At 62.3% G+C, this 18,726-nt stretch carries 16 protein-coding genes and 1 pseudogene; 6 read left to right on the top strand and 11 right to left on the bottom strand.

What is annotated here, in order from left to right; genetic code table 11:
* Positions 1-277: 277 nt before the first annotated feature.
* A complete protein-coding gene (locus tag GSQ88_RS24735) occupies positions 278-2,569 on the top strand; it encodes a spermidine synthase (protein WP_159010360.1) in 2,292 nt (763 codons plus the stop codon).
* Between the two features lie 273 nt (positions 2,570-2,842).
* Here GSQ88_RS24735 and GSQ88_RS24730 read toward each other — a convergent pair whose 3' ends face one another.
* Positions 2,843-5,245: a bifunctional diguanylate cyclase/phosphodiesterase gene (locus GSQ88_RS24730; RefSeq protein ID WP_159010359.1), complete on the bottom strand. Its 2,403-nt coding sequence runs from the start codon at positions 5,243-5,245 to the stop codon at positions 2,843-2,845.
* 409 nt (positions 5,246-5,654) lie between these two features.
* Between GSQ88_RS24730 and GSQ88_RS24725 the strand changes: the two genes are divergently transcribed.
* Positions 5,655-5,903 (top strand): hypothetical protein, encoded by a 249-nt coding sequence (locus GSQ88_RS24725; RefSeq protein WP_159010358.1) that lies wholly within the window; start codon positions 5,655-5,657, stop codon positions 5,901-5,903.
* A gap of 148 nt (positions 5,904-6,051) precedes the next feature.
* Here GSQ88_RS24725 and GSQ88_RS24720 read toward each other — a convergent pair whose 3' ends face one another.
* Positions 6,052-6,849 carry a L,D-transpeptidase gene (locus GSQ88_RS24720; protein ID WP_159010357.1) on the bottom strand — a complete coding sequence of 266 codons (798 nt, stop codon included), beginning with the start codon at positions 6,847-6,849 and terminating at the stop codon, positions 6,052-6,054.
* A gap of 290 nt (positions 6,850-7,139) precedes the next feature.
* On the opposite strand from GSQ88_RS24720, the gene GSQ88_RS24715 reads away from it, so the two are divergent.
* Positions 7,140-7,463, top strand: a complete 324-nt coding sequence (locus tag GSQ88_RS24715; RefSeq protein WP_159010356.1) for a hypothetical protein — start codon at positions 7,140-7,142, stop codon at positions 7,461-7,463.
* A 90-nt stretch (positions 7,464-7,553) separates the two neighbouring features.
* Here the strand turns inward: GSQ88_RS24715 and GSQ88_RS24710 are convergent, their stop codons facing one another.
* From GSQ88_RS24710 to GSQ88_RS24675, 8 genes and pseudogenes are all read right to left on the bottom strand, one after another.
* On the bottom strand, positions 7,554-8,315 hold the full coding sequence (locus GSQ88_RS24710; protein WP_159010355.1) for an ABC transporter permease: 762 nt from the start codon (positions 8,313-8,315) through the stop codon (positions 7,554-7,556).
* Entirely contained in the window at positions 8,312-9,235 is a 924-nt protein-coding gene (locus GSQ88_RS24705; RefSeq protein ID WP_159010354.1) for an ABC transporter ATP-binding protein, read from the bottom strand. The genes GSQ88_RS24710 and GSQ88_RS24705 overlap by 4 nt, the downstream gene beginning before the upstream one ends.
* A 151-nt stretch (positions 9,236-9,386) precedes the next feature.
* Complete coding sequence (locus tag GSQ88_RS24700; RefSeq protein WP_159010353.1) at positions 9,387-9,677, bottom strand: type II toxin-antitoxin system HicB family antitoxin; 291 nt, start codon at positions 9,675-9,677, stop codon at positions 9,387-9,389.
* Positions 9,678-9,684: 7 nt separating this feature from the next.
* Positions 9,685-9,837, bottom strand: a pseudogene (locus GSQ88_RS35800) (hypothetical protein); the annotation flags it as partial.
* 317 nt (positions 9,838-10,154) lie between these two features.
* Positions 10,155-10,382, bottom strand: a complete 228-nt coding sequence (locus GSQ88_RS24690; RefSeq protein ID WP_159010352.1) for a hypothetical protein — start codon at positions 10,380-10,382, stop codon at positions 10,155-10,157.
* A gap of 31 nt (positions 10,383-10,413) precedes the next feature.
* On the bottom strand, positions 10,414-11,538 hold the full coding sequence (locus GSQ88_RS24685) for a DUF2336 domain-containing protein (RefSeq protein ID WP_159010351.1): 1,125 nt from the start codon (positions 11,536-11,538) through the stop codon (positions 10,414-10,416).
* Positions 11,539-11,707: 169 nt separating this feature from the next.
* On the bottom strand, positions 11,708-12,154 hold the full coding sequence (locus GSQ88_RS24680; protein WP_159010350.1) for a cytochrome P460 family protein: 447 nt from the start codon (positions 12,152-12,154) through the stop codon (positions 11,708-11,710).
* A gap of 215 nt (positions 12,155-12,369) precedes the next feature.
* Positions 12,370-13,422 (bottom strand): alpha/beta fold hydrolase, encoded by a 1,053-nt coding sequence (locus tag GSQ88_RS24675; RefSeq protein ID WP_159010349.1) that lies wholly within the window; start codon positions 13,420-13,422, stop codon positions 12,370-12,372.
* 364 nt (positions 13,423-13,786) lie between these two features.
* On the opposite strand from GSQ88_RS24675, the gene GSQ88_RS24670 reads away from it, so the two are divergent.
* The gene (locus GSQ88_RS24670) at positions 13,787-15,340 is read left to right on the top strand and encodes a winged helix-turn-helix domain-containing tetratricopeptide repeat protein (RefSeq protein ID WP_159010348.1); all 1,554 of its coding nucleotides are present in this window, start codon (positions 13,787-13,789) and stop codon (positions 15,338-15,340) included.
* Between the two features lie 138 nt (positions 15,341-15,478).
* Here the strand turns inward: GSQ88_RS24670 and GSQ88_RS24665 are convergent, their stop codons facing one another.
* Positions 15,479-16,423, bottom strand: a complete 945-nt coding sequence (locus GSQ88_RS24665; RefSeq protein ID WP_159010347.1) for a LysR family transcriptional regulator — start codon at positions 16,421-16,423, stop codon at positions 15,479-15,481.
* Between the two features lie 193 nt (positions 16,424-16,616).
* Here GSQ88_RS24665 and GSQ88_RS24660 point away from each other — a divergent pair, with 193 nt between their 5' ends.
* Together GSQ88_RS24660 and GSQ88_RS24655 are read left to right on the top strand one after the other, a co-directional pair.
* Entirely contained in the window at positions 16,617-17,327 is a 711-nt protein-coding gene (locus GSQ88_RS24660) for an SDR family NAD(P)-dependent oxidoreductase (RefSeq protein ID WP_159010346.1), read from the top strand.
* A gap of 82 nt (positions 17,328-17,409) precedes the next feature.
* Positions 17,410-18,675 (top strand): YbfB/YjiJ family MFS transporter, encoded by a 1,266-nt coding sequence (locus GSQ88_RS24655; RefSeq protein WP_159010345.1) that lies wholly within the window; start codon positions 17,410-17,412, stop codon positions 18,673-18,675.
* Positions 18,676-18,726: the final 51 nt, after the last annotated feature.

Raw genomic sequence — 18,726 nt, 5'->3', positions numbered from 1 at the left:
CGCATCAACAGGCCGGACATATGGATGCAAGCGATCCGATCAGACCCTGAAAAAAACTCTTGTGGCACGGGGGCCGTCCACATATGGGTCCCGGCGTTCGCCGGGACGACAGTGTGTTTCTACCGAACACGCGCCCGCCCGCACAGCGATAAAGTGATACGCCGGGCGGTTCGCCCCGCATTGCCCGCGACGGTGCGATATGATCCATTGCCGTTCCCGGCCCGCCTTGCGCCGGAATCCCGCCACCGGCGCCAGCCGGGTCCACGCCGGAGCTTTCATGACTTCATTTGATACGCCTGCCGCCGCGGTCGCCGGCCAGCCGTCGGCGTCGCGCAACCGGCTGCTGCTGGTGGTCTACACCGCGGCGATCTTTGTCAGCGCGCTGTTACTGTTCTCGGTGCAGCCGCTCTTTACCAAAATGGTGCTGCCGCGGCTTGGTGGCTCGCCGGCGGTGTGGTCGGTGGCAATGGTCTTCTTCCAGTCGCTGCTGCTCGGCGGTTATGCCTATGCGCACTTTTTGATGCAGCTCAAAAACCGCATGATTCCAGTCGTGGTGCATCTGGTGCTGCTCGTGGTCGCGTTGCTGACGCTGCCGCTGTCGATCGCGAGCGGCTGGGGCGAGCCGCCGTCGTCGGGCTATGCGTTCTGGCTGCTCGGCCTGTTTGCGGTCTCGATCGGGCTGCCGTTCTTCGCGCTCGCCGCCAACAACCCGATGCTGCAGGCCTGGTTCGTCCGCACCGGCCATCCCGACGGTCCCGACCCTTACTTCCTCTACGCGTCGTCGAATATCGGCAGCTTCCTGGCGCTGTTGTCCTATCCGGTGCTGCTGGAGCCGATGTTCACGCTGCGCACGCAGAACCTGATCTGGACCGGCGGCTATGGCCTGTTGATCGTCCTGATCGCGACCTGCGGCGTGCTGCTGCTGCGATCGCCGGCCAATGCGGCGGTGGATGTGCTGGCCGGGCCCGACGATGCCCCGGCGCCAAGCTGGACCCTGCGCGCGCGCTGGATTTTCCTCGCCGCAGTACCGTCGGGCCTGCTGATCGCGGTCACCGCGCATATCTCCACCGACGTCGCCGCCGCGCCGCTATTGTGGGTGCTGCCGCTGTCGCTTTATCTGTTGACCTGGGTGCTGGTGTTCCAGTCCCGCCCGCTGCTGCCGCACCGCTGGATGTTGCTGGCCCAGCCGCTGGCCATCGCGGGCGTGATCGTGCTGCTCGCGATCGGGGGCGAACAGAATTTGCTGCTCTTGCTGGGCGGTCACTTGCTGGCCTTCTTCATCATCGCGATGGCCTGCCACGGCGAATTGGCGCGCACCCGGCCGGCCGCGAAATATCTCACCGGCTTCTACGTCGCGCTGTCGTTCGGTGGCATGCTCGGCGGGCTGTTCGCGGGCCTGATCGCGCCCTTCACATTCTCATGGATCGCGGAATATCCGATCCTTTTGGCGCTGGCCGCGCTGTGCCGTCCGCCGGGCGGCGATGAGCGCCTGCCGCGCTGGAGCCTGTGGTACTGGCCGTTTTTGGCCGTGCTCGCGGCGGCCCTGCTGGCCCCGTCCTGGATCGATAGCGGCACCCTCGTGGGCTGGCTGGTCGACTATCGGCTCTGGATGATCGGCGCGGTCGGCGTGCTGTCGGCCTTGCTGGCGCTCGGCATCAACGCCAATCGCTGGAAGATCTTTGCCACCGTCGCGGTGGCACTGGTGCTGATCCGCGCCTACCCGTCCGACGACGGGCGGGTCGAGACCGTGCGCAGCTTCTTCGGCGTGCACAAGATCGTGGTGACGCCGCACGGTCAATATCATGTGCTGATGCACGGCACCACGATCCATGGCGCCGAGAAGTTCCAGAACGACGACGGTACGCCGCTGACCGGCCGCCCGGAGCCGATTTCCTATTATCACAAGGACGGCGGCATCGGCCGGGCGATCACGGCGATCCGCAAGCGCAAGGGCGCGCCGCTTCGGGTCGCGGTGATCGGCCTCGGCTCCGGCACGTTGGCCTGCGCCTCGCAGCCGGGCGAGAGCTGGAAGTTCTTCGAGATCGACCAGTCGATGGTAGATACCGCAAGCGACCCCAAATATTTCACCTATATCAAGAACTGTGAGCCGGGCTTAAAGCCGGTGATGGGTGACGCGCGGCTGACCTTCGCGCGCGAGCCCGACGGCATCTATGACATGATCATCGTCGATGCCTATTCCTCGGATGCGATCCCGATCCATCTCGCCACCCAGGAGGCGATGAAGATCTACAAGGACAAGCTGGCCCCGCAGGGCGTGGTCGTGATGCACGTTTCGAACCGGCATCTCGAACTCGAAAGCGTGGTGGTCAGCATCGCGGACGCCAACGGCATGAAGAGCTGGGTCTACGACGAGGATTCCAACCGGGATAGCGAATATATCTTTGCCACCGACGTCGTGGTCTCGGCCCGCGCGGAAGCTGACGTCGGCGAATTGGCGGCCTCGAAGGTCTGGGAAGAGACCGATGCCGACACCAACCAGCGGGTCTGGACCGACGACTATTCCAACGTGCTCGGCGCGGTCTACCGGCGGCTGCGCGACGGCGAATAAAAGCGAGGCCTCATGGTGAGGAGGCGCTTCTTCGGCGCCGTCTCGAACCATGGCGCCAGAACGCCATCCTTCGAGACGCGCGCACCGGACAGCGCTAACGCGCTGCCGGGAATGCGCGCTCCTCAGAGGCTGTGAAGCAATCACCGACGTCATCCTGAGGTGCGCGCCATCTTTGGCGCGCCTCGAAGGATGGTGTTCAGCACGGTGCTTGCAGCCATCCTTCGAGGCTCGCAAGTGCTCGCACCTCAGGATGACGTGGGTGCTTGTGAGGTCTCAGGCGGTTTTGGCCCGGGGCGCGGCTGCAACGGCGTCGTCGATAACAACTTCGCCATGGGTGAGATGGCGGAACTGGCCGATCGCCGCGGGGCGCCCCAATAGATAGCCCTGCACTTCATCGCAAAGCTCGTCGCGCAGGAACTGCAGTTCGGCGTCGGTCTCGACGCCTTCGGCCAGCACCGGCAGCCCAAGCCCGCGACCAAGCCCCAGCACCGCGCGGACGATGGTCGCGGCCTGCTCGTTGGAATTGACCGACTTGATGAACGAGCCGTCGATCTTGATCTTGTCGAACGGAAATGCCCGCAAGTTCGACAGCGACGAATAGCCGGTGCCAAAATCATCCATCGCGATGCGGACGCCGAGCGCCTTGATCAGCCGCAAGGTCGTCAGCGCGCGATTGAAATCGCGCACCAGCGCGGTTTCCGTGATCTCGATTTCGAGGCGTCGCGGTGAAAGTCCGGTGTCGAGCAGGGTTTGATGCAGTTGCTGGACGAAATCGGGATTGTAAAGCTGCACCGCCGAGACATTGACGGCCACCGTCAGCGGCTGTTCCCACGTCGCCGCCTCGCGGCAGGCCGTCTTGATGACCCAATCGCCGATCTCCAGGATCGTGCCGCTCTCCTCGGCAATCGGAATGAAGACCGCCGGCGAAATCTCGCCACGGGACGGATGCTTCCAGCGCAACAGCGCTTCGAAGCCGGTCATGACCTCGTCCTGCACGCCTGTCTGCGGCTGATACACCAGCCGCAGCTCGTTGCGCGCGATCGCCATGCGCAAATCATGCTCCAGCATCCGGCGTTCGCGGACCACGGCGCCCATCGCCGCTTCGAAGAAGCGATAGGTGTTGCGGCCGTCGGTCTTGGCGCGATAGAGCGCGGTGTCGGCGTGACTGAGCAGGGACTCGCGATCCGTGGCGTCATCGGGACAGATCGCGATCCCGATGCTGGTCGAAATGCTGTTGGTCTCCGGCTTATCGCTGGTCTCGCGCAGGGCTTCCAGGATGGTCTCGGCAAACCGGCCCGCGGCCTCCGGATTCCTTACCCCGGGCATCAGGATGGCGAACTCGTCGCCGCCCAGCCGCGCCATGATCTGACGCTCGCCGAGCACAGCGGTGACGCGCGAAGCCACCGTCTGTAGCACTGTATCTCCGGCGGCGTGGCCGAACAGGTCGTTGACTTCCTTGAAGCGGTCGAGGTCGAGACAGAGCATGGCGAGGCTTTCGCCGCCGGTCAGGCTGGCGATTTCCTGATCGACGCGGGCGTTGAAGTAGCTGCGATTGGGAAGCGATGTCAGCGCGTCGTGATGCGCGAGGTAATGGATATGCTGCTCGGCTTCCTTGCGCGCCTGCAAGTCGCGCACCGCGACCACATGGTGAGGCCGTCCGGCAAAGACGATCGGCCGCAACAGCAGTTCGACGGGCGTCGCCGAACCGTCGCGATGGCGCAGGCTGGTTTCAACCGGTTGGTTCGATCCGGCCAGCAGCTTGGCCCGTGCAATCTTGTCCGGGAAGCAGCGTTCGAGCCCGGCGCCGACGAGACTGGAGGCGGGCACTCCGGCCAGATGGGCAAAACTGGTGTTGACGGAAACGATGGTCTCGCCGTCGCACACCAGAAGTCCCTCGACCGAGGCGTCGGCGAGGTCGCGCATGCGGTCGACCTCGAGTTCCGAGCGGCGCACGTCGCGGATGTCGAGCACGACGGCGGCCAATGCCAGTCCGATAATCACAAAGCTCGAGAGCGCAATGGCCAGCGCCAGCACTGCGCTGGGCAGCGTCGATGCCGGAACCTCGATGGCCGCATCGGGAATGATCGACACCGCGCCCATAGCCGTAAAGTGATGGCTGCAGATCGCAAGCGTCAGCAGAACGGCGCCGCCGACCTTCCACTTCTCTTCGTCGCCGTGAAGGCCGACCGGAAGTGCGATCGCACCCAGCACCGCGCCGATCACGATCGACGCCGCGACCAGCGTCGGGTCCCAGATTTCGATGCCGGCGACTTCGAAGGCCGACATGCCGGTATAGTGCATTGCGGCGATGCCGCCGGCGACGATGGCGCCCCCGACCCAAGGGCCGTGGCGCCAGTTCGGAATCAGCGAAGCGTACAGTCCGACGCCGGTCAAGAGAATGGCGGCGACCAGCGACAGGACGGTCAGGCCGATATTATAACCGCTCGGAATTCCCGGCGTGAATGCCAGCATCGCGACGAAGTGGGTCGCCCAGATGCCGAAGCCGGTCGAGATCGCCGAGACGGTAAGCCACAGCATTCTCATATTGCCGGTCGATTTACGGGCGTGCCGGAGCAGGTTGATCGCGGTCAACGAAGCCAGCACGCAAATGAATGCGGCAAGGCCGACCAGCCTCAAATCGTGTTCGTGAGCGATGCAATTGTAGATTTTCAACATGATCAAAACCCGGGCAAGGAGCGATACCGCGATGCACGCAGGCTTAGGGGGTAATAGTATAGGAAGTGGTAAAACGTTGTGTTTTGAGGGTGATACGCATGACAGGGATGCCGAAATCCAACGAACCGCGACGATCTTGGTTACCCTCGCGTGAAATCAAACGAGCTAATAAATCGGGCTTCACCCATTGGTAATGATGAAGGTCTTGTCGATGGTTTGGTCGCATGGTGAGCGCCGGCGCTGAATGCCACTCGGCTGGCAAAGCCAAATACCGCTGCATAGTCAGACCTGCCCGTTGGCGGGCCCTTGATCGAGCGCGGAACTTGCTGTCAACTCCAGTCACTTGGCGAGACATTTGGCGACAGGCATTTTAGCGGCAAACGCTACCTGCGCGGTAAAGGAGAGAAACATGATCAGAGCCGTATTTTTAGCTGCAATGATTGCGACATTCGCCGCCGGCACGGCGATGGCGCAGGAGACCTGTGAGAGCAAAGCGGTCGGCAAGGACGGCAAGGTACTCGCGGGCGCCGCGAAGACGTCGTTCATGAAGAAGTGCCTAGCCGATAGCTGCGCTGCAAAGGCGGTGAGCGCGGACGGCAAGCCATTGTCGGGTGCCGCCAAGAACAGCTCGATCGCGAAGTGCGAGAAGGGGGCATAAGCCTTCCGAACTTAACAGGCCCGGCCAGGGATCGAGGCGGCGAGAGCGTGGCCGCGCACCGAAAAGCCCGACCGAAAGCTTGAATGCGTTACTTTTGTTGGAAGAAACCGAGCCTGATTCAGTTTGGCTGAATCAGGCTCGTTGCTTTTTACTGGAAGAAACCGCGCGGCTGGTAGGGCTGCGGCGCATATTGTGGGACGTTTTGCGGCGCGTAGCCGCGATTGTCGTAATATTGCGGCTGCGGTTGCGAATAGCCTTGGGCGTCGTAGACACGCCGGCTGGCGCCGCGTGGCGCCGGATAGCGCGCCGCATCCGAACTGCCGTCGGCCGGATAGATGTAGCCGTCGTCCGGTTGTTGCTGCGCCTGCGGGGCATACTGGCCGGGCGCCGCGCGTTGCGGCGTCAGCACGGTTGGATCGGCGGCAGCGCCGTATTGCGCGTCGGGATCCCGTCGCGCGACGGCGGCATTGGGCCGCATCCGCGGGTTACGCGCGAGTGCGACCTGCGCCGAGCCGGTCAGGGTGACGGTGGTGTTGAGCACGCCGTCTTTTTCGACCATGGCGTACAATGTCGCGGCGTTGGCGCGCGAAAGGCGAACGCAGCCGTGAGAGACCGGTGCACCGAGTTTGCCTTCGGATTCCGTGCCGTGGATGGCGTGACCGACCTTGGTAAAGAAGATCGAGTGCGGCATCGGCGCGTCGTCGAACTCCTTGGAGAAATGATCTGCCTCCATGCGGAAGGTGCGGAAGCTGCCGTTCGGCGTCTCATGAGAGGGATTGCCGGTCGAGACCGGCCAATGGTAGCGCTCGACGCCGTCGACCGCGACGGTCATCACCTGCGCATCCTTGTCGACGGTGATCGCGATCTTGGCCTGCGCGGTGCCGCTGGCGAAAAAGCTGGTGCCGAACAGCATCAGACCGGCGAGAGCAACGAGAAAGGAACGCATTTACTTTTGGCCTCCGGGCCTGACTATACGAGCGCCGCCTTACCGTCCCCCCGCTTCAATATGCGCCGAATCCGGCTTGGGTTCCAGTGGCCTGTCAAGCCAACGTTAACGTCCAGCCGGGCGCAAACATGGCAGCGGTACGGCGTAACCCCGGCAGGCCGGTCAATTCTTCGCCAGCTTCGCGGCCGCGCCAGTCGCTAAACCATCACATTCATGCAACTTTTTGCCCGAACCGGAGTTACCCGTGCTCGTCGCCAATGGTCTGGCGCTATCGAGCACGAGGAATTCAAATGAACACGAAGATACGGGCACTGACGCTGCCGACCTATTCCCCTTCAAAGTCCCTGGTTGCGGCGGCGGCAATTGCTTTGGCTCTACTGGCGATCCCTCATGTCGGGCACGGGCAGGGCATCGTTGGCGGCGCCGAGCAAGGCTCGCGCGAGGGCGGCCGTGCCGCCGGGCCGGTCGGTGCTGTCGTCGGCGGAGCGGTCGGCGCGGGTGTGGGCGGCGCGCTGGGCGCGGTGGATGGCGTGCTCGGAATTCGGCCGCATCGCTGGCACCATGGATGCCGCGGCTTCTACGATCGCTACGATCGATACCACTGCTATCGGTAGGTTTCGCAAAATAGGTCAGTCATTCCGGGCTCGCGCCATTCGGGGCTCGCGCCATGCGCGCCCGGAATGACGCTTAATAACCGCTTGGCGTCAGTTCTTCAGCCGATAGCCGGTCTTGAAGATCCACCACACCGTGATCATGCAGACGGCCAGGAATCCGAACGTAATGCCGAGGCTCAGTCCGACGCTGACGTCGGCGATTTCGTAGAAACTCCAGCGGAAGCCGGAGATCAGATAAACCACCGGATTGAGCAGCGTGATGGTGCGCCAGCCCGACGGCAGCATGTTGACCGAATAAAAGCTGCCGCCCAGGAAGGTCAGCGGCGTCACCACCAGCATCGGGATCATCTGCAGCTTCTCGAAACCATCGGCCCAGATGCCGATGATGAATCCGAACAGGCTGAAGGTCACCGCGGTGAGCACCAGGAACGTCAGCATCCATACCGGATGATGGATTTGCAGCGGCACGAACAGGCCGGCGGTGGCGAGAATGATCAGGCCGAGGACGATCGACTTGGTCGCGGCGGCCCCGACATAGCCGAGCACAATTTCGAAATAGGAGATTGGCGCCGACAGCAGCTCATAGATCGTGCCGACGAATTTTGGAAAGTAGATGCCGAACGAGGCATTGGCGATGCTCTGCGTTAAAACCGACAGCATCACCAGCCCCGGTACGATGAAGGTGCCGTAGCTGACACCTTCGACCGAGGTGATGCGGGAGCCGATCGCGGCCCCGAACACCACGAAATAAAGCGAGGTCGAAACCACCGGCGAGACGATGCTTTGCAGCAGCGTGCGCCAGGTGCGCGCCATTTCGAACCGATAGATCGCGCCTACTGCCCGGAAATTCATGGCGCTCTCACCAGGCTGACGAAAATATCTTCCAGCGTGCTCTGGCTGGTATCGAGATCCGAGATGCGGATGCCGGCGTCGCGGAGATCGCTGAGCAGGCTGGTGATACCGGTGCGCTCGCCCTTGGTGTCGTAATCATAAACGAGTTCGCAGCCTTGATCGGACAGTTCGAGATTATAGGCCGCGAGCGAAGGCGGGATCGCCTCGATCTTGCCGTGCAGGTGCAGCTTGAGTTGCTTCTTGCCGAGCTTCTGCATCAATCCGGCCTTGTCCTCGACCAGGATGATCTCACCCTTGTTGATGACGCCGATGCGGTCGGCCATCTGTTCGGCTTCCTCGATATAGTGCGTGGTGAGGATGATGGTGACGCCCGAGGCTTGCAGCGTCCGCACCACTTCCCACATGCCCTTGCGCAATTCGACGTCGACGCCCGCGGTTGGCTCGTCGAGGAACAGAATCTGCGGCTCGTGCGATAGCGCCTTGGCAATCATCACCCGGCGCTTCATGCCGCCCGATAGCGTGACGATCTTGGAATCCTTCTTGTCCCACAGCGACAGGTCCCTCAGCACCTTTTCGATATGGGCCGGATTTTTCGGCTTGCCGAACAGGCCGCGGCTGAAGCTTGTGGTCGCCCACACCGTCTCGAACGCGTCGGTGTGCAGTTCCTGGGGCACCAGGCCGATCAGCGAACGCGCCGCGCGATAGGACTGGATGATGTCATGTCCATCGACCGATACGCTGCCCCCGGTCGGATTGGCGATCCCGCAGATGATGCTGATCAGCGTGGTCTTGCCGGCGCCGTTCGGCCCCAGCAGCGCGAAAATCTCGCCGCGATGGATATCGAGATTGATTCCGTTCAGCGCCTTGAAGCCGGAGCCGTAGGTTTTGGATAGATTTGCAACAGATATGATGGATGACATAAGGCTCGAAGGTTCGGAAGCTCTTGGGATCGGGGCCTAAAGGTCTAAATCGTAATTGCCGAAAATGAGCGAATACGACGCTTCAGTCCGTGCGGGAGTGTGAGCATCGACAGATAGGAACGCTCAAGCCTTAGTGCAACCGCTCAGACGCTCATTCAGCCGCGTGGGCGCGCGCGGGAAATTCGATGAGGGCGACCATATAAGTCTTGATGTCATCTGCAATTTCTGGATCGGTTCTTAATTCCGTCAAGGTTCGTGGACGAGGCAACGGCTTGCCATCCGCTTCGAAGCTTTCGGCATAAAGTTCCAGAGCCTCTGGTGCATTGCGCAATGCATCGTCGATATTTTCGCCGGCGGATGTGCAACCAGGCAGGTCCGGAAACCAAACGCCCACGGCGTAGTCCGGTCCAGCATCTTCGATGATTGCAACGTAGTGCGCCATAACTGCCTCAGTCAGGTTTCCAACCTGCTCCCTTATAAATGGCACGTACGAGGCCTTTTCCCAAGTCCTGCTTCAAGTCCTGCTTCAAGTCCTGCTTCAAGTCCTGCTTCAAGTCCTGCTTCAAGTCCTTCTTGGGGTGTGGAATGACCACGGTGTGACCGGAGGCCGCGCGCCTGAAGACATGATGAGAGCCGGTAACCCGAACAAGCGTCCCTCCCGTTCAAGGCGGCGGATGATATCCCGGCTGCTCGTAAGCATGCGATCGCTCTATCAGGTCAATCGAGAGCGTTACTTGGACACCGGTTCATCAATGACGCAATACCTATAACAGTTTCTCGGACCATCGAATTCCCAAGAGAAAACCGGTGCTTAAAGCCCAAATGCGGGATCCGAAAGTTGACGCAAAATCAGATTACGTTGTGGAAAGACAGCGTTCGGCTCGCCTTCGGAGCAGGCTATCGTAAGAGAACGCCGATTTCAGCCGAAATAGTCGAGGATGACGTGCATATCGGCAGGCGTTGCCGGCCTTCCGCTCAGGCTTGCGTCGATGACCCGCCGGCAGATTTCGACGGTGGCGTGGTCCCCGAGATCGTTCGCAGCTTCCAGAACGATCCAGGCGGTAGCCAGCGCGCCGTCCGGCTTCGGTCCGTCGGCAGCGGTGCCGAGGCGTTCGCTTTGCGCCGCAACGAGTGGAAATGCGTTCACTGACGAAATTCCCCGCCGATTCCGAAATCCGTCAGGATGCAATACGTGTGGGCTGGCGCTGCGGTCCGGAATCGGCATCATCGACATTCTTGCGCGACTGATAAAATTCCAGAACGCTGCGGGATGTCTCGATATTGAGGCGCCCGAACTCGTTTTCCAGGGTCTTCAATTCCTTCGCGGTGATGCGGTGGTCCTTTGCGCCGAGGAAAAGCAACGCCATGGTCGTGGCCCATGAGAAGTCGAGGGCCTTGGCGAGGATCAGCAGCATTTCCCTGTTCTTGTCCAGCACCGCGCGTTCGATCACGTCGCTCGGCAACGCGCACAGCAAGGACAATCCGATCGTGACCTCCTCGAGCCGGTGGGAACGCGCGTAGCCGGAGATGCTGTCCTCGTTCAGGTTGCCCTGCCGGTGCTGCGTCGCCACCACCCGCTTTGCGACAAAATAACTTCGCGATACCGGGCCGAATTTGGATTGCAGCGCGCCGGTGACATCGGTCACCGCGGATTGAATTTGCTCGACCATGTTGGGCCGCTCGTCTTCGAGCCGCTTTCTCACATCGTCCGACGCCTTGGCGATCAGCTGCTGGAAGATGTGCCGGGGGATGTCCTTACGCAGGCCGAGTTGTTCGGCGAGAATGGAGTCGCCCTCGGCCCGCTGGATCATGTGCAGAAAGCCGAACTCCGAGATGCGCGCGCCGCTGTTGGTTGCAACGGAGTTGACGACTTCCGGATTGCCGCGGGTCACCAGTACGTCGGTGACCGTCTCCTCGAGCGACTTTCGTTGCGAAATCGCCAGCAAATGCGACTGGCCCTTGGTGCAGACGTTGGCGACCAGCGCGTAGGGCTCCAGCCGTTCCGAGCCGCGCAGGATGGGACCGGCGACATCGATCGAATCGTCGAAGGCCAGCTTATGGATGATGTTGACCGGGGCGCTGTCGAAACGGGCGAGCCGTTTGGCAAGCTGCACGCGGGCGGTGACTTCGATCTCGTCCGCGAGCCGGCCGATCACCTCGCCGAACGTCCAAATCTCGTCCTCGCTGTAGCTGCCGGTGACCATGAGATCGGTGGTGTGCCACAACGCGCGCGCCCGGCTTTCGGGCGTTCCTCGCGAGACGGCCTCGTCGAGATCCCTCAGAAACGATTTCTCCTGGCTCATTTTGGCAGCCCCAACCCTGAAACAAACGCGCGCAATCGGTATCTGGCGCCGACCGTACAGAGCACACGCGAGTTTTCAGTCTAACAATTCGCTAAAATGCGGCGGAGTTTGCTGGTTTATCCGGCGACGCGGCGTATTTGCCCGCAGATCGCGGCATTATTGGCGGCGATTACGGCGCGTATCGCGTAAAAACCAGGTCGTGTCCCTTCACATTGGCTTCGTGGCAAGCAAAGCACGTTTTGTGCTGCGCCTCGTCGACGGGTTTACCGTTGATGAACCGGCCGAAGCCCCAGCCGCCTGTGGCAGCGTATTTTTTTGAGTCCTTAACCATGATCTGGACGGTGGTCGCCGCGCCTGGAATCGAAGCCGGTTCGAATTCGGGCGATGGGACATGCTTCCAGGCAAGCTTGGCCAGGATGGTGCCGTCAGGGAAAGGAAGTGTCCCGTCCCGGTAGGCATTGATCGCAACGGAATTTCCGAGGACGGCGCGAAGCTCGTTCAGAGGATCTGCTTCCTGCGCCGGTGCGATCAATGGCCACTGCCGATATCCGTTCGGGATCGTGACGCCATAAATCGGCGACGCATCTTCCGGCGTGGCATCGGTGGCTTGCGCCATTGTCGACCCGACCCCGCCAACGATAGCGACCGCGAACGGCACGATCGCGGCCAGTGCCGCGACGGCAACGACCGTGGCCGCCGCGATCCATTTGAACGCAGGCGGCGACGGCCTTGGCATGAATATCCTGGGCATATGAGATTCCATCAATGGAAAACGTGGCGGCGCTTTCGAACCGGCAGCCCGATCCGAAAGCGCCGAAGCATCCGTGCCGATCAGTCGCTGTCGACGTCGATGACGGCCTGGGCAAAGGCTTGCGGGGCTTCCTGCGGCAGATTGTGCCCGATGCCGCCGCCGATCACCCGGTGCGAATATTTGCCGGTGAATTTCTTGGCGTAGGCGCTGCTCGGCGGATGCGGTGCGCCGTTGGCATCACCTTCCATGGTGATGGTGGGCACGGCGATATCGGGGAATGCGGCAAGCCGCTTTTCCAGATCGTCGTATTTCGCTTCACCTTCGGCGAGGCCGAGCCGCCAGCGGTAATTGTGGATCGAGACACTCACGTGATCCGGGTTATCGAGCGACACCGCCGAGCGATCGAACGTGGCGTCATCGAACTTCCACTTCGGCGACGCCAGCTGCCAGATCAGTTTTGCAAAATCGTGCCGGTATTTGTCGTAGCCGGCACGGCCGCGCTCGGTCGCAAAATAATACTGGTACCACCATTCCAGTTCAGCCTGCGGCGGCAATGGCGCCTTGTTGGCTGCCTGGCTGCCGATCAGATAGCCGCTCACCGACACCAGAGCCTTGCAGCGCTCCGGCCAGATCGCGGCGATGATGTCGGCGGTGCGCGCGCCCCAATCAAAACCGGCGATGGTCGCTTTCTCGATCTTCAGCGCATCCATCAGCGCAATGATATCGACCGCGACCACGCCCTGCTGGCCGTTACGAACCGTCTCGCTGGAAAGAAAACGCGTGGTGCCATAACCGCGCAAATGCGGGACGATCACGCGGTAGCCGGCGGATGCCAAGAGCGGCGCGACATCGACAAAGCTGTGAATGTCGTAGGGCCAGCCGTGCAGCAGCAAGACCACCGGGCCATTGGCCGGGCCGGCCTCGGCGTATCCGACATTGAGGAGGCCGGCGTCGATCTGCTTCAAGGGACCGAACGAGGTGTTGGTTCCCGGCTTGATCGCGGGCAGGCTTGCCGGTTTGGCGTTGCCGGATTGTGCCTGGGCCAAACCGCCGAGCGCGAATTGGGCGGCGGCCAGGCTAACGGCAGCGGTGCCAAAAAAACGGCGACGGGCATGATTGATTTCATCTGACATCGGTGTTTTCTCCAATTGGACATGGCTGCCGGCGAGGCGCGGGCAACCGGATCGGTGACGGTCCGGCTTGGACCAGGTTGATGAGGACATCGACGTTGCCGCGAATGGCTGCGCAACTGGGCCGGAAGCAGGCGGTCGGCCCTTGTCGCGGCGGCGATAGCAAGAAGGCTACGGGCCGGTAAGACGATGATGACGATATTGTGGATTTTCCTTGATGAAAAGCGAGCTGGGCCGCCCTCGCATCATCGATGCGTGAACGAACCGCTGCTGGACGTTAGGGGAGCGCTCCCTTAAGGTCCTTGGTTGAGGAACTTAAATGTTCTGAACCCGAACCTTCTGAATCCGAACCTTGGGATTGAAGCGGATGAGCGGCGACGCGGTCAGGTTCGGTCGCTTTCGACTTGAACCCGGGCAGCGCGAGTTGTTGCACGATGAGATTCCGGTGCGCATCGCCAACCGGGCGCTCGACATCCTGCGTGCACTGGTCTCGGCGAAGGGTCAGCTTGTCACCAAAGACGAACTGATGGCGCAGGTCTGGTCCGGGCTGGTGGTCGAGGAGAGCAATATCCACGTCCACGTCTCGGCGCTCAGGAAGGCGCTGGAAGAAGCCGAGAGCGGGCAGAACTATGTGGTTACGGTGCCCGGCCGCGGTTACCGTTTCGTCGGTTTGGAGCAGCCAGCCCCGGTCGATACAGTCGAGGCGCACCCAGGCCTGTCGCTTCCCGACCGGCCATCGATCGCGGTTCTTCCGTTCAACAATCTGAGCAGCGTTCCGGAGCAGGAGTACTTTGCCGATGGTGTCGTCGAAGACATCATCACGGCGCTTTCGCGGATGCGCTGGCTGTTCGTGATCGCACGCAACTCGAGCTTCACCTACAAGGGCCGTAGCGTCGACGTGAAGCAGGTCGGCCGCGAACTCGGCGTCCGCTACGTGCTGGAAGGCAGCGTGCGCAAGGCGGCCAATCGGGTGCGTATCACCGGGCAGCTTATCGACGCCTCGACGGGGGCGCATCTGTGGGCAGATCACTTCGATGGCGGCCTCGAGGACATTTTCGATCTTCAGGACGATGTCACGGCAAGCGTCGTGAGCGCGATGGGGCCGAAGCTTGAACAAGCCGAAATCGAGCGAGCCAAGCGAAAGCCGACCGGGAGTCTCGATTCGTACGACTATCTTTTGCGTGGAATGGCGAGCGTCTACCGGTCGACCAGCGCCGATATCGACCACGCGCTGAATTTGTTCTACCGGGCCATCGAACTTGATCCGGATTTCGCCACCCCGCATGGCATGGCGGCGTGGTGCTATCTGTGGCGCAATGCCAATGGCTGGACCAGCGACCGCGAGAGGGAAATCGTTGAGGTCACACGGCTGGCCCGATGTGTGGCGGAGTCGGGCAAGGATGATGCCGTCGCACTTGCCTTCGGCGGGCTTGCACTGGCCTATGTGGCAGGAGACCTCGAAGATGGAGAGGCCCTGATCAAACGGGCGCTCGTTCTCAACCCGAATCTGATCGCGGCGTGGTACGCCAGTGGCTGGGTGAAGGCTTTTCTGGGCGAGACAGATATCGCCATTGAGCACCTGGCACGGGCAATGCGGTTGAGCCCGCTTGATCCGCTGATGTTCCTGATGCAGGGCGTGACGGCGCTAGCGTACTTCGTTGCGGGCCAGTATGCGCAAGCCGTGGAATGGGCGGCAAAGGCGGCCCGGGAACAGCCGAATTTTCTCGGCCCGATACGAAATATCGCGGCCAGCAGCGCACTCTCCGGGCATCTGGACGAAGCGCAAAAAGCCCTTGCGCGCGTTCGTCGGCTTGATCCGGAATTGCGTCTTTCCAACCTCAAAAATCGGGTCGGACCTTACCGGCCTGCGGATTTTGCCAGGTTTGCCGAGGGTATGCGTTTGGCGGGTCTGCCCGAGTGAACTAGAGCGTTTTCGAGCGAAGTGGGCACCTGTTCGCATAGCAATCTGCGCAGATTGCGTAGACTTATCTGCGGTAGAAAACGCGTCAAAAAAGAGTCTAGAGCCCGGTTCTGATTCCATCAGAACCGGGCTCTCCCGTTACGACGGCGCCGCAATTGCGCGATCGCCCGAATCCCTTGCCAACTGCGCGAAATGGCTGCGAAGCCGGGGCATCGCGAAATCGATGAAGGCGCGGACTTTCGGCACCGAGATCCGGCCGTGCGGCGCAATCATATGCACGGGCAGCGGAGGCGGCTCGTCGCCCTTCAGGATGATCTCGAGCGCGCCTTCACGCACCTGCTCGGCGATCTGATACGACAGCAAACGCGTGACGCCGCGCCCGTCGACGGCTGACGCCACCGTGCCCCGGATGCTGTTGATCACCAGCCGAGGCGCAAAATGCACCGTTCGCGGCACGGAGGAGCCCGGCAAAGGCGGAAAGCTCCAGGAGTCGAGGCCACGGTGAATGAACGCGATGATCTGGTGCTTGTTCAGATCGCCCGGTTCCTGAATGCGCGGATGCTGCGCCAGGTAACGCGGCGCGGCCGCCACCACCAGGCGAACCTCGCCGGCCCGGATCGCGAGCAATGTCGAGTCGGGCAGGTGGGCGATGCGGAGTGCGAGATCGATGCCTTCCTCGATCAGGTTGACGGGGCGGTCGAGCAAATAAAGCCGCGCGGACACGGTCGGGTACGCTTCGAGGAAGGCGTCGAGGATGGGCCGTAACACCGTCTCGCCTGACGTCACGGGAGCCGTCAGCGTCAGGGTGCCGCGCGGCGCCGACCGCTCGCCCGCGGCGATAATGTCGGCCTCTTCCAGTTCGGTGAGAACCCGCCGGCAGGCGGCCAGATAGCGCTCGCCTGCCTCGCTCAGTTTGATCGATCGCGTGGTCCGGTGCAGCAGCTCGGCGCCGAGCCGCGCCTCCAGGAAGGCGATCGCGCGGCTGACCGCGGCCGGCGAACGGCCGAGCTTGCGCGCCGCGCCTGCGAGGCTGCCTTCGTCGATCGCGGCGACGAAAACCTTCATTGCGTCGATGCGATCCATGATTCCTCCCGCAACGCCATGCGCGCCATGGTCTCGGCCATTATCTCCCATTCAACCGCCAAACGGAAGAGTGTCTGCCAAATGGTGGGTATTCGCTCATATGTCGACACGGCCTAAATCGTTTCGTGAGCGGTGGGTCGCGGCCAGCCAGCCCGGTTCCACCACCCCCTCGGAAGCATCAAGGAGCTTGATCATGGTTACCGAACAGAAAGTTGCTGTCATTACCGGCGCGTCGCAGGGCATCGGCGCGGCTCTCGTCAAGGCGTATCGCGACCGCAATTACCGCGTGGTGGCGACCGCGCGCACCATCAAGCCGACGAATGATGATGACGTCCTCGCGGTGCCCGGCGACATCGCCGACCCGAAGACGGCCGAACGCGTGATTTCGCAGGGCATCGCCCGGTTCGGGCGCATCGACACGCTGGTCAACAATGCCGGCATCTTCATTGCAAAGCCGTTCACCCGCTACACCGAGGCGGACTACGCCGCGATCCTGGGCGTCAACCTCGCGGGCTTCTTTCACATCACGCAGCGCGCGATCGCCGAGATGGAGAAACAGGGCCGCGGCCACGTCGTGCAGGTCACCACGAGCCTGGTCGATCAAGCGAACTCGGGCGTGCCATCGGTACTGGCATCGCTGACCAAGGGCGGCCTCAACGCCGCGACCAAATCGCTGGCGATTGAATATGCCAAACGCGGCATCCGGGTGAACGCGGTGGCGTTGGGCATCATCAAGACCCCGATGCACGCGGTGGAGACTCATGCGCAGCTCGGCGCCATGCACCCGATCGGCCACATGGGCGAGATCTCCGACGTCGTCGAGGCGATCCTCTATCTCGAACAGGCCGGCTTCGTAACCGGCGAAATCCTGCACGTCGATGGTGGCCAGAGCGCCGGTCGTTGAATCAAGGCGGCATTGTCAAATGCGCAGCAGCAGGCCGTCTCCGCGAGGAGACGCCGCGCTGAGCGATAAAGGGAATACGGATATGGCGGAGTTGAATGTAGATATCGGCGGCGATCGACATCTCGTTCACGCCCGCCATCCCGAGCCGGCAGGATCCGCGTGGCGCTATGCAACGGCGGGCCTGTGCGCGTCGCTGGTCGGCATCGGCGTGGCCCGTTTTGCCTATACGCCTTTAATTCCCGCGCTGATCGCGGCCAGATGGTTCAGCGCATCCGATGTGATCTATCTCGGTGCAGCCAACCTCGCGGGCTATTTGGCCGGTGCGCTGCTGGCCCGGCCGATCGCCGCGCGCAGCGACGCCGTCAGCGTATTGCGCGCGATGATGCTGCTGGCCACGCTCACCTGCTTTGCATGTTCCGTCCCGGTGGCGTTCGCCTGGTTCTTCGTCTGGCGCTTTCTGGCGGGCCTCACCGGCGGCGTCATCATGGTGCTCGCCGCCTCGGTGGTGCTGCCGCATACGTCGCCGGCCAAGCGCGGCATTGTCGGCGGCGTGATCTTCGCCGGCGTGGGCCTTGGCGTTGCCGCCTCGGGCACGCTGGTGCCGTTGTTGCTGCGGCAGGGATTGCAGGAGAGCTGGGTTGGCCTTGGGATTCTGTCCGGCCTGTTGACCGTCGTCAGTTGGGCGAATTGGCCGAAGCAAGCCAAGGCGGCCGATGTGAGGGCTGCAAATTCATCCGACAGCGCGCTTCACCACCACGCGCACCGCCATCCATCGCGTGCCGTGCGCGCGCTGCTGCTCGAATACGGCCTGAATGCCTGCGCGCTGGTGCCGCACATGGTCTTTATCGTCGATTTCGTGGCGCGCGGCCTCGGACAAGGGATATCGACGGGCTCGCAATATTGGATCTTCTACGGCCTCGGCGCGATCGTCGGACCGCTGCTGACCGGGCATCTCGGCGACGGGACAGGCTTCGGGCCCGCTCTGCGCGTGTCTTTTCTGGTCGAGGCGGTCGCCGTCCTGCTTCCGGCGATCAGCACGTCGCCGGCTTCCCTGATCGTATCGAGCGTGGTCATCGGCAGCTTCACGCCCGGCATCGTGCCGCTGGTGCTGGGACGGGTCCATGAATTGCTGCCGCACAGCGCCGAGCAGCAGCGCATCACCTGGGGCCATGCGACGATCAGCTTCGCGTTATTCCAGGCCGCCGCGGCCTACGGCTTCTCGTGGCTGTTCGCGCACACCGGCGGCGATTATCTGCTGCTGTTTCGGCTGGGTGGCGCTTCGGTCACGCTGGCGCTTGCGGTCGATCTGGTGATGGCGCTGACCATTGCGCGGAAATCCAGAGCATGATCCCTCGCGACAAACGCGAAGCGTTTGCGCGGAGATCATGCTCAAATAAAT

It is taken from the genome of Bradyrhizobium sp. S69 (assembly GCF_009766005.1).
Classification (GTDB): domain Bacteria; phylum Pseudomonadota; class Alphaproteobacteria; order Rhizobiales; family Xanthobacteraceae; genus Bradyrhizobium.
Note: the sequence above shows the minus strand (reverse complement) of the source record. Positions and strands in the feature narration are given on the sequence as shown.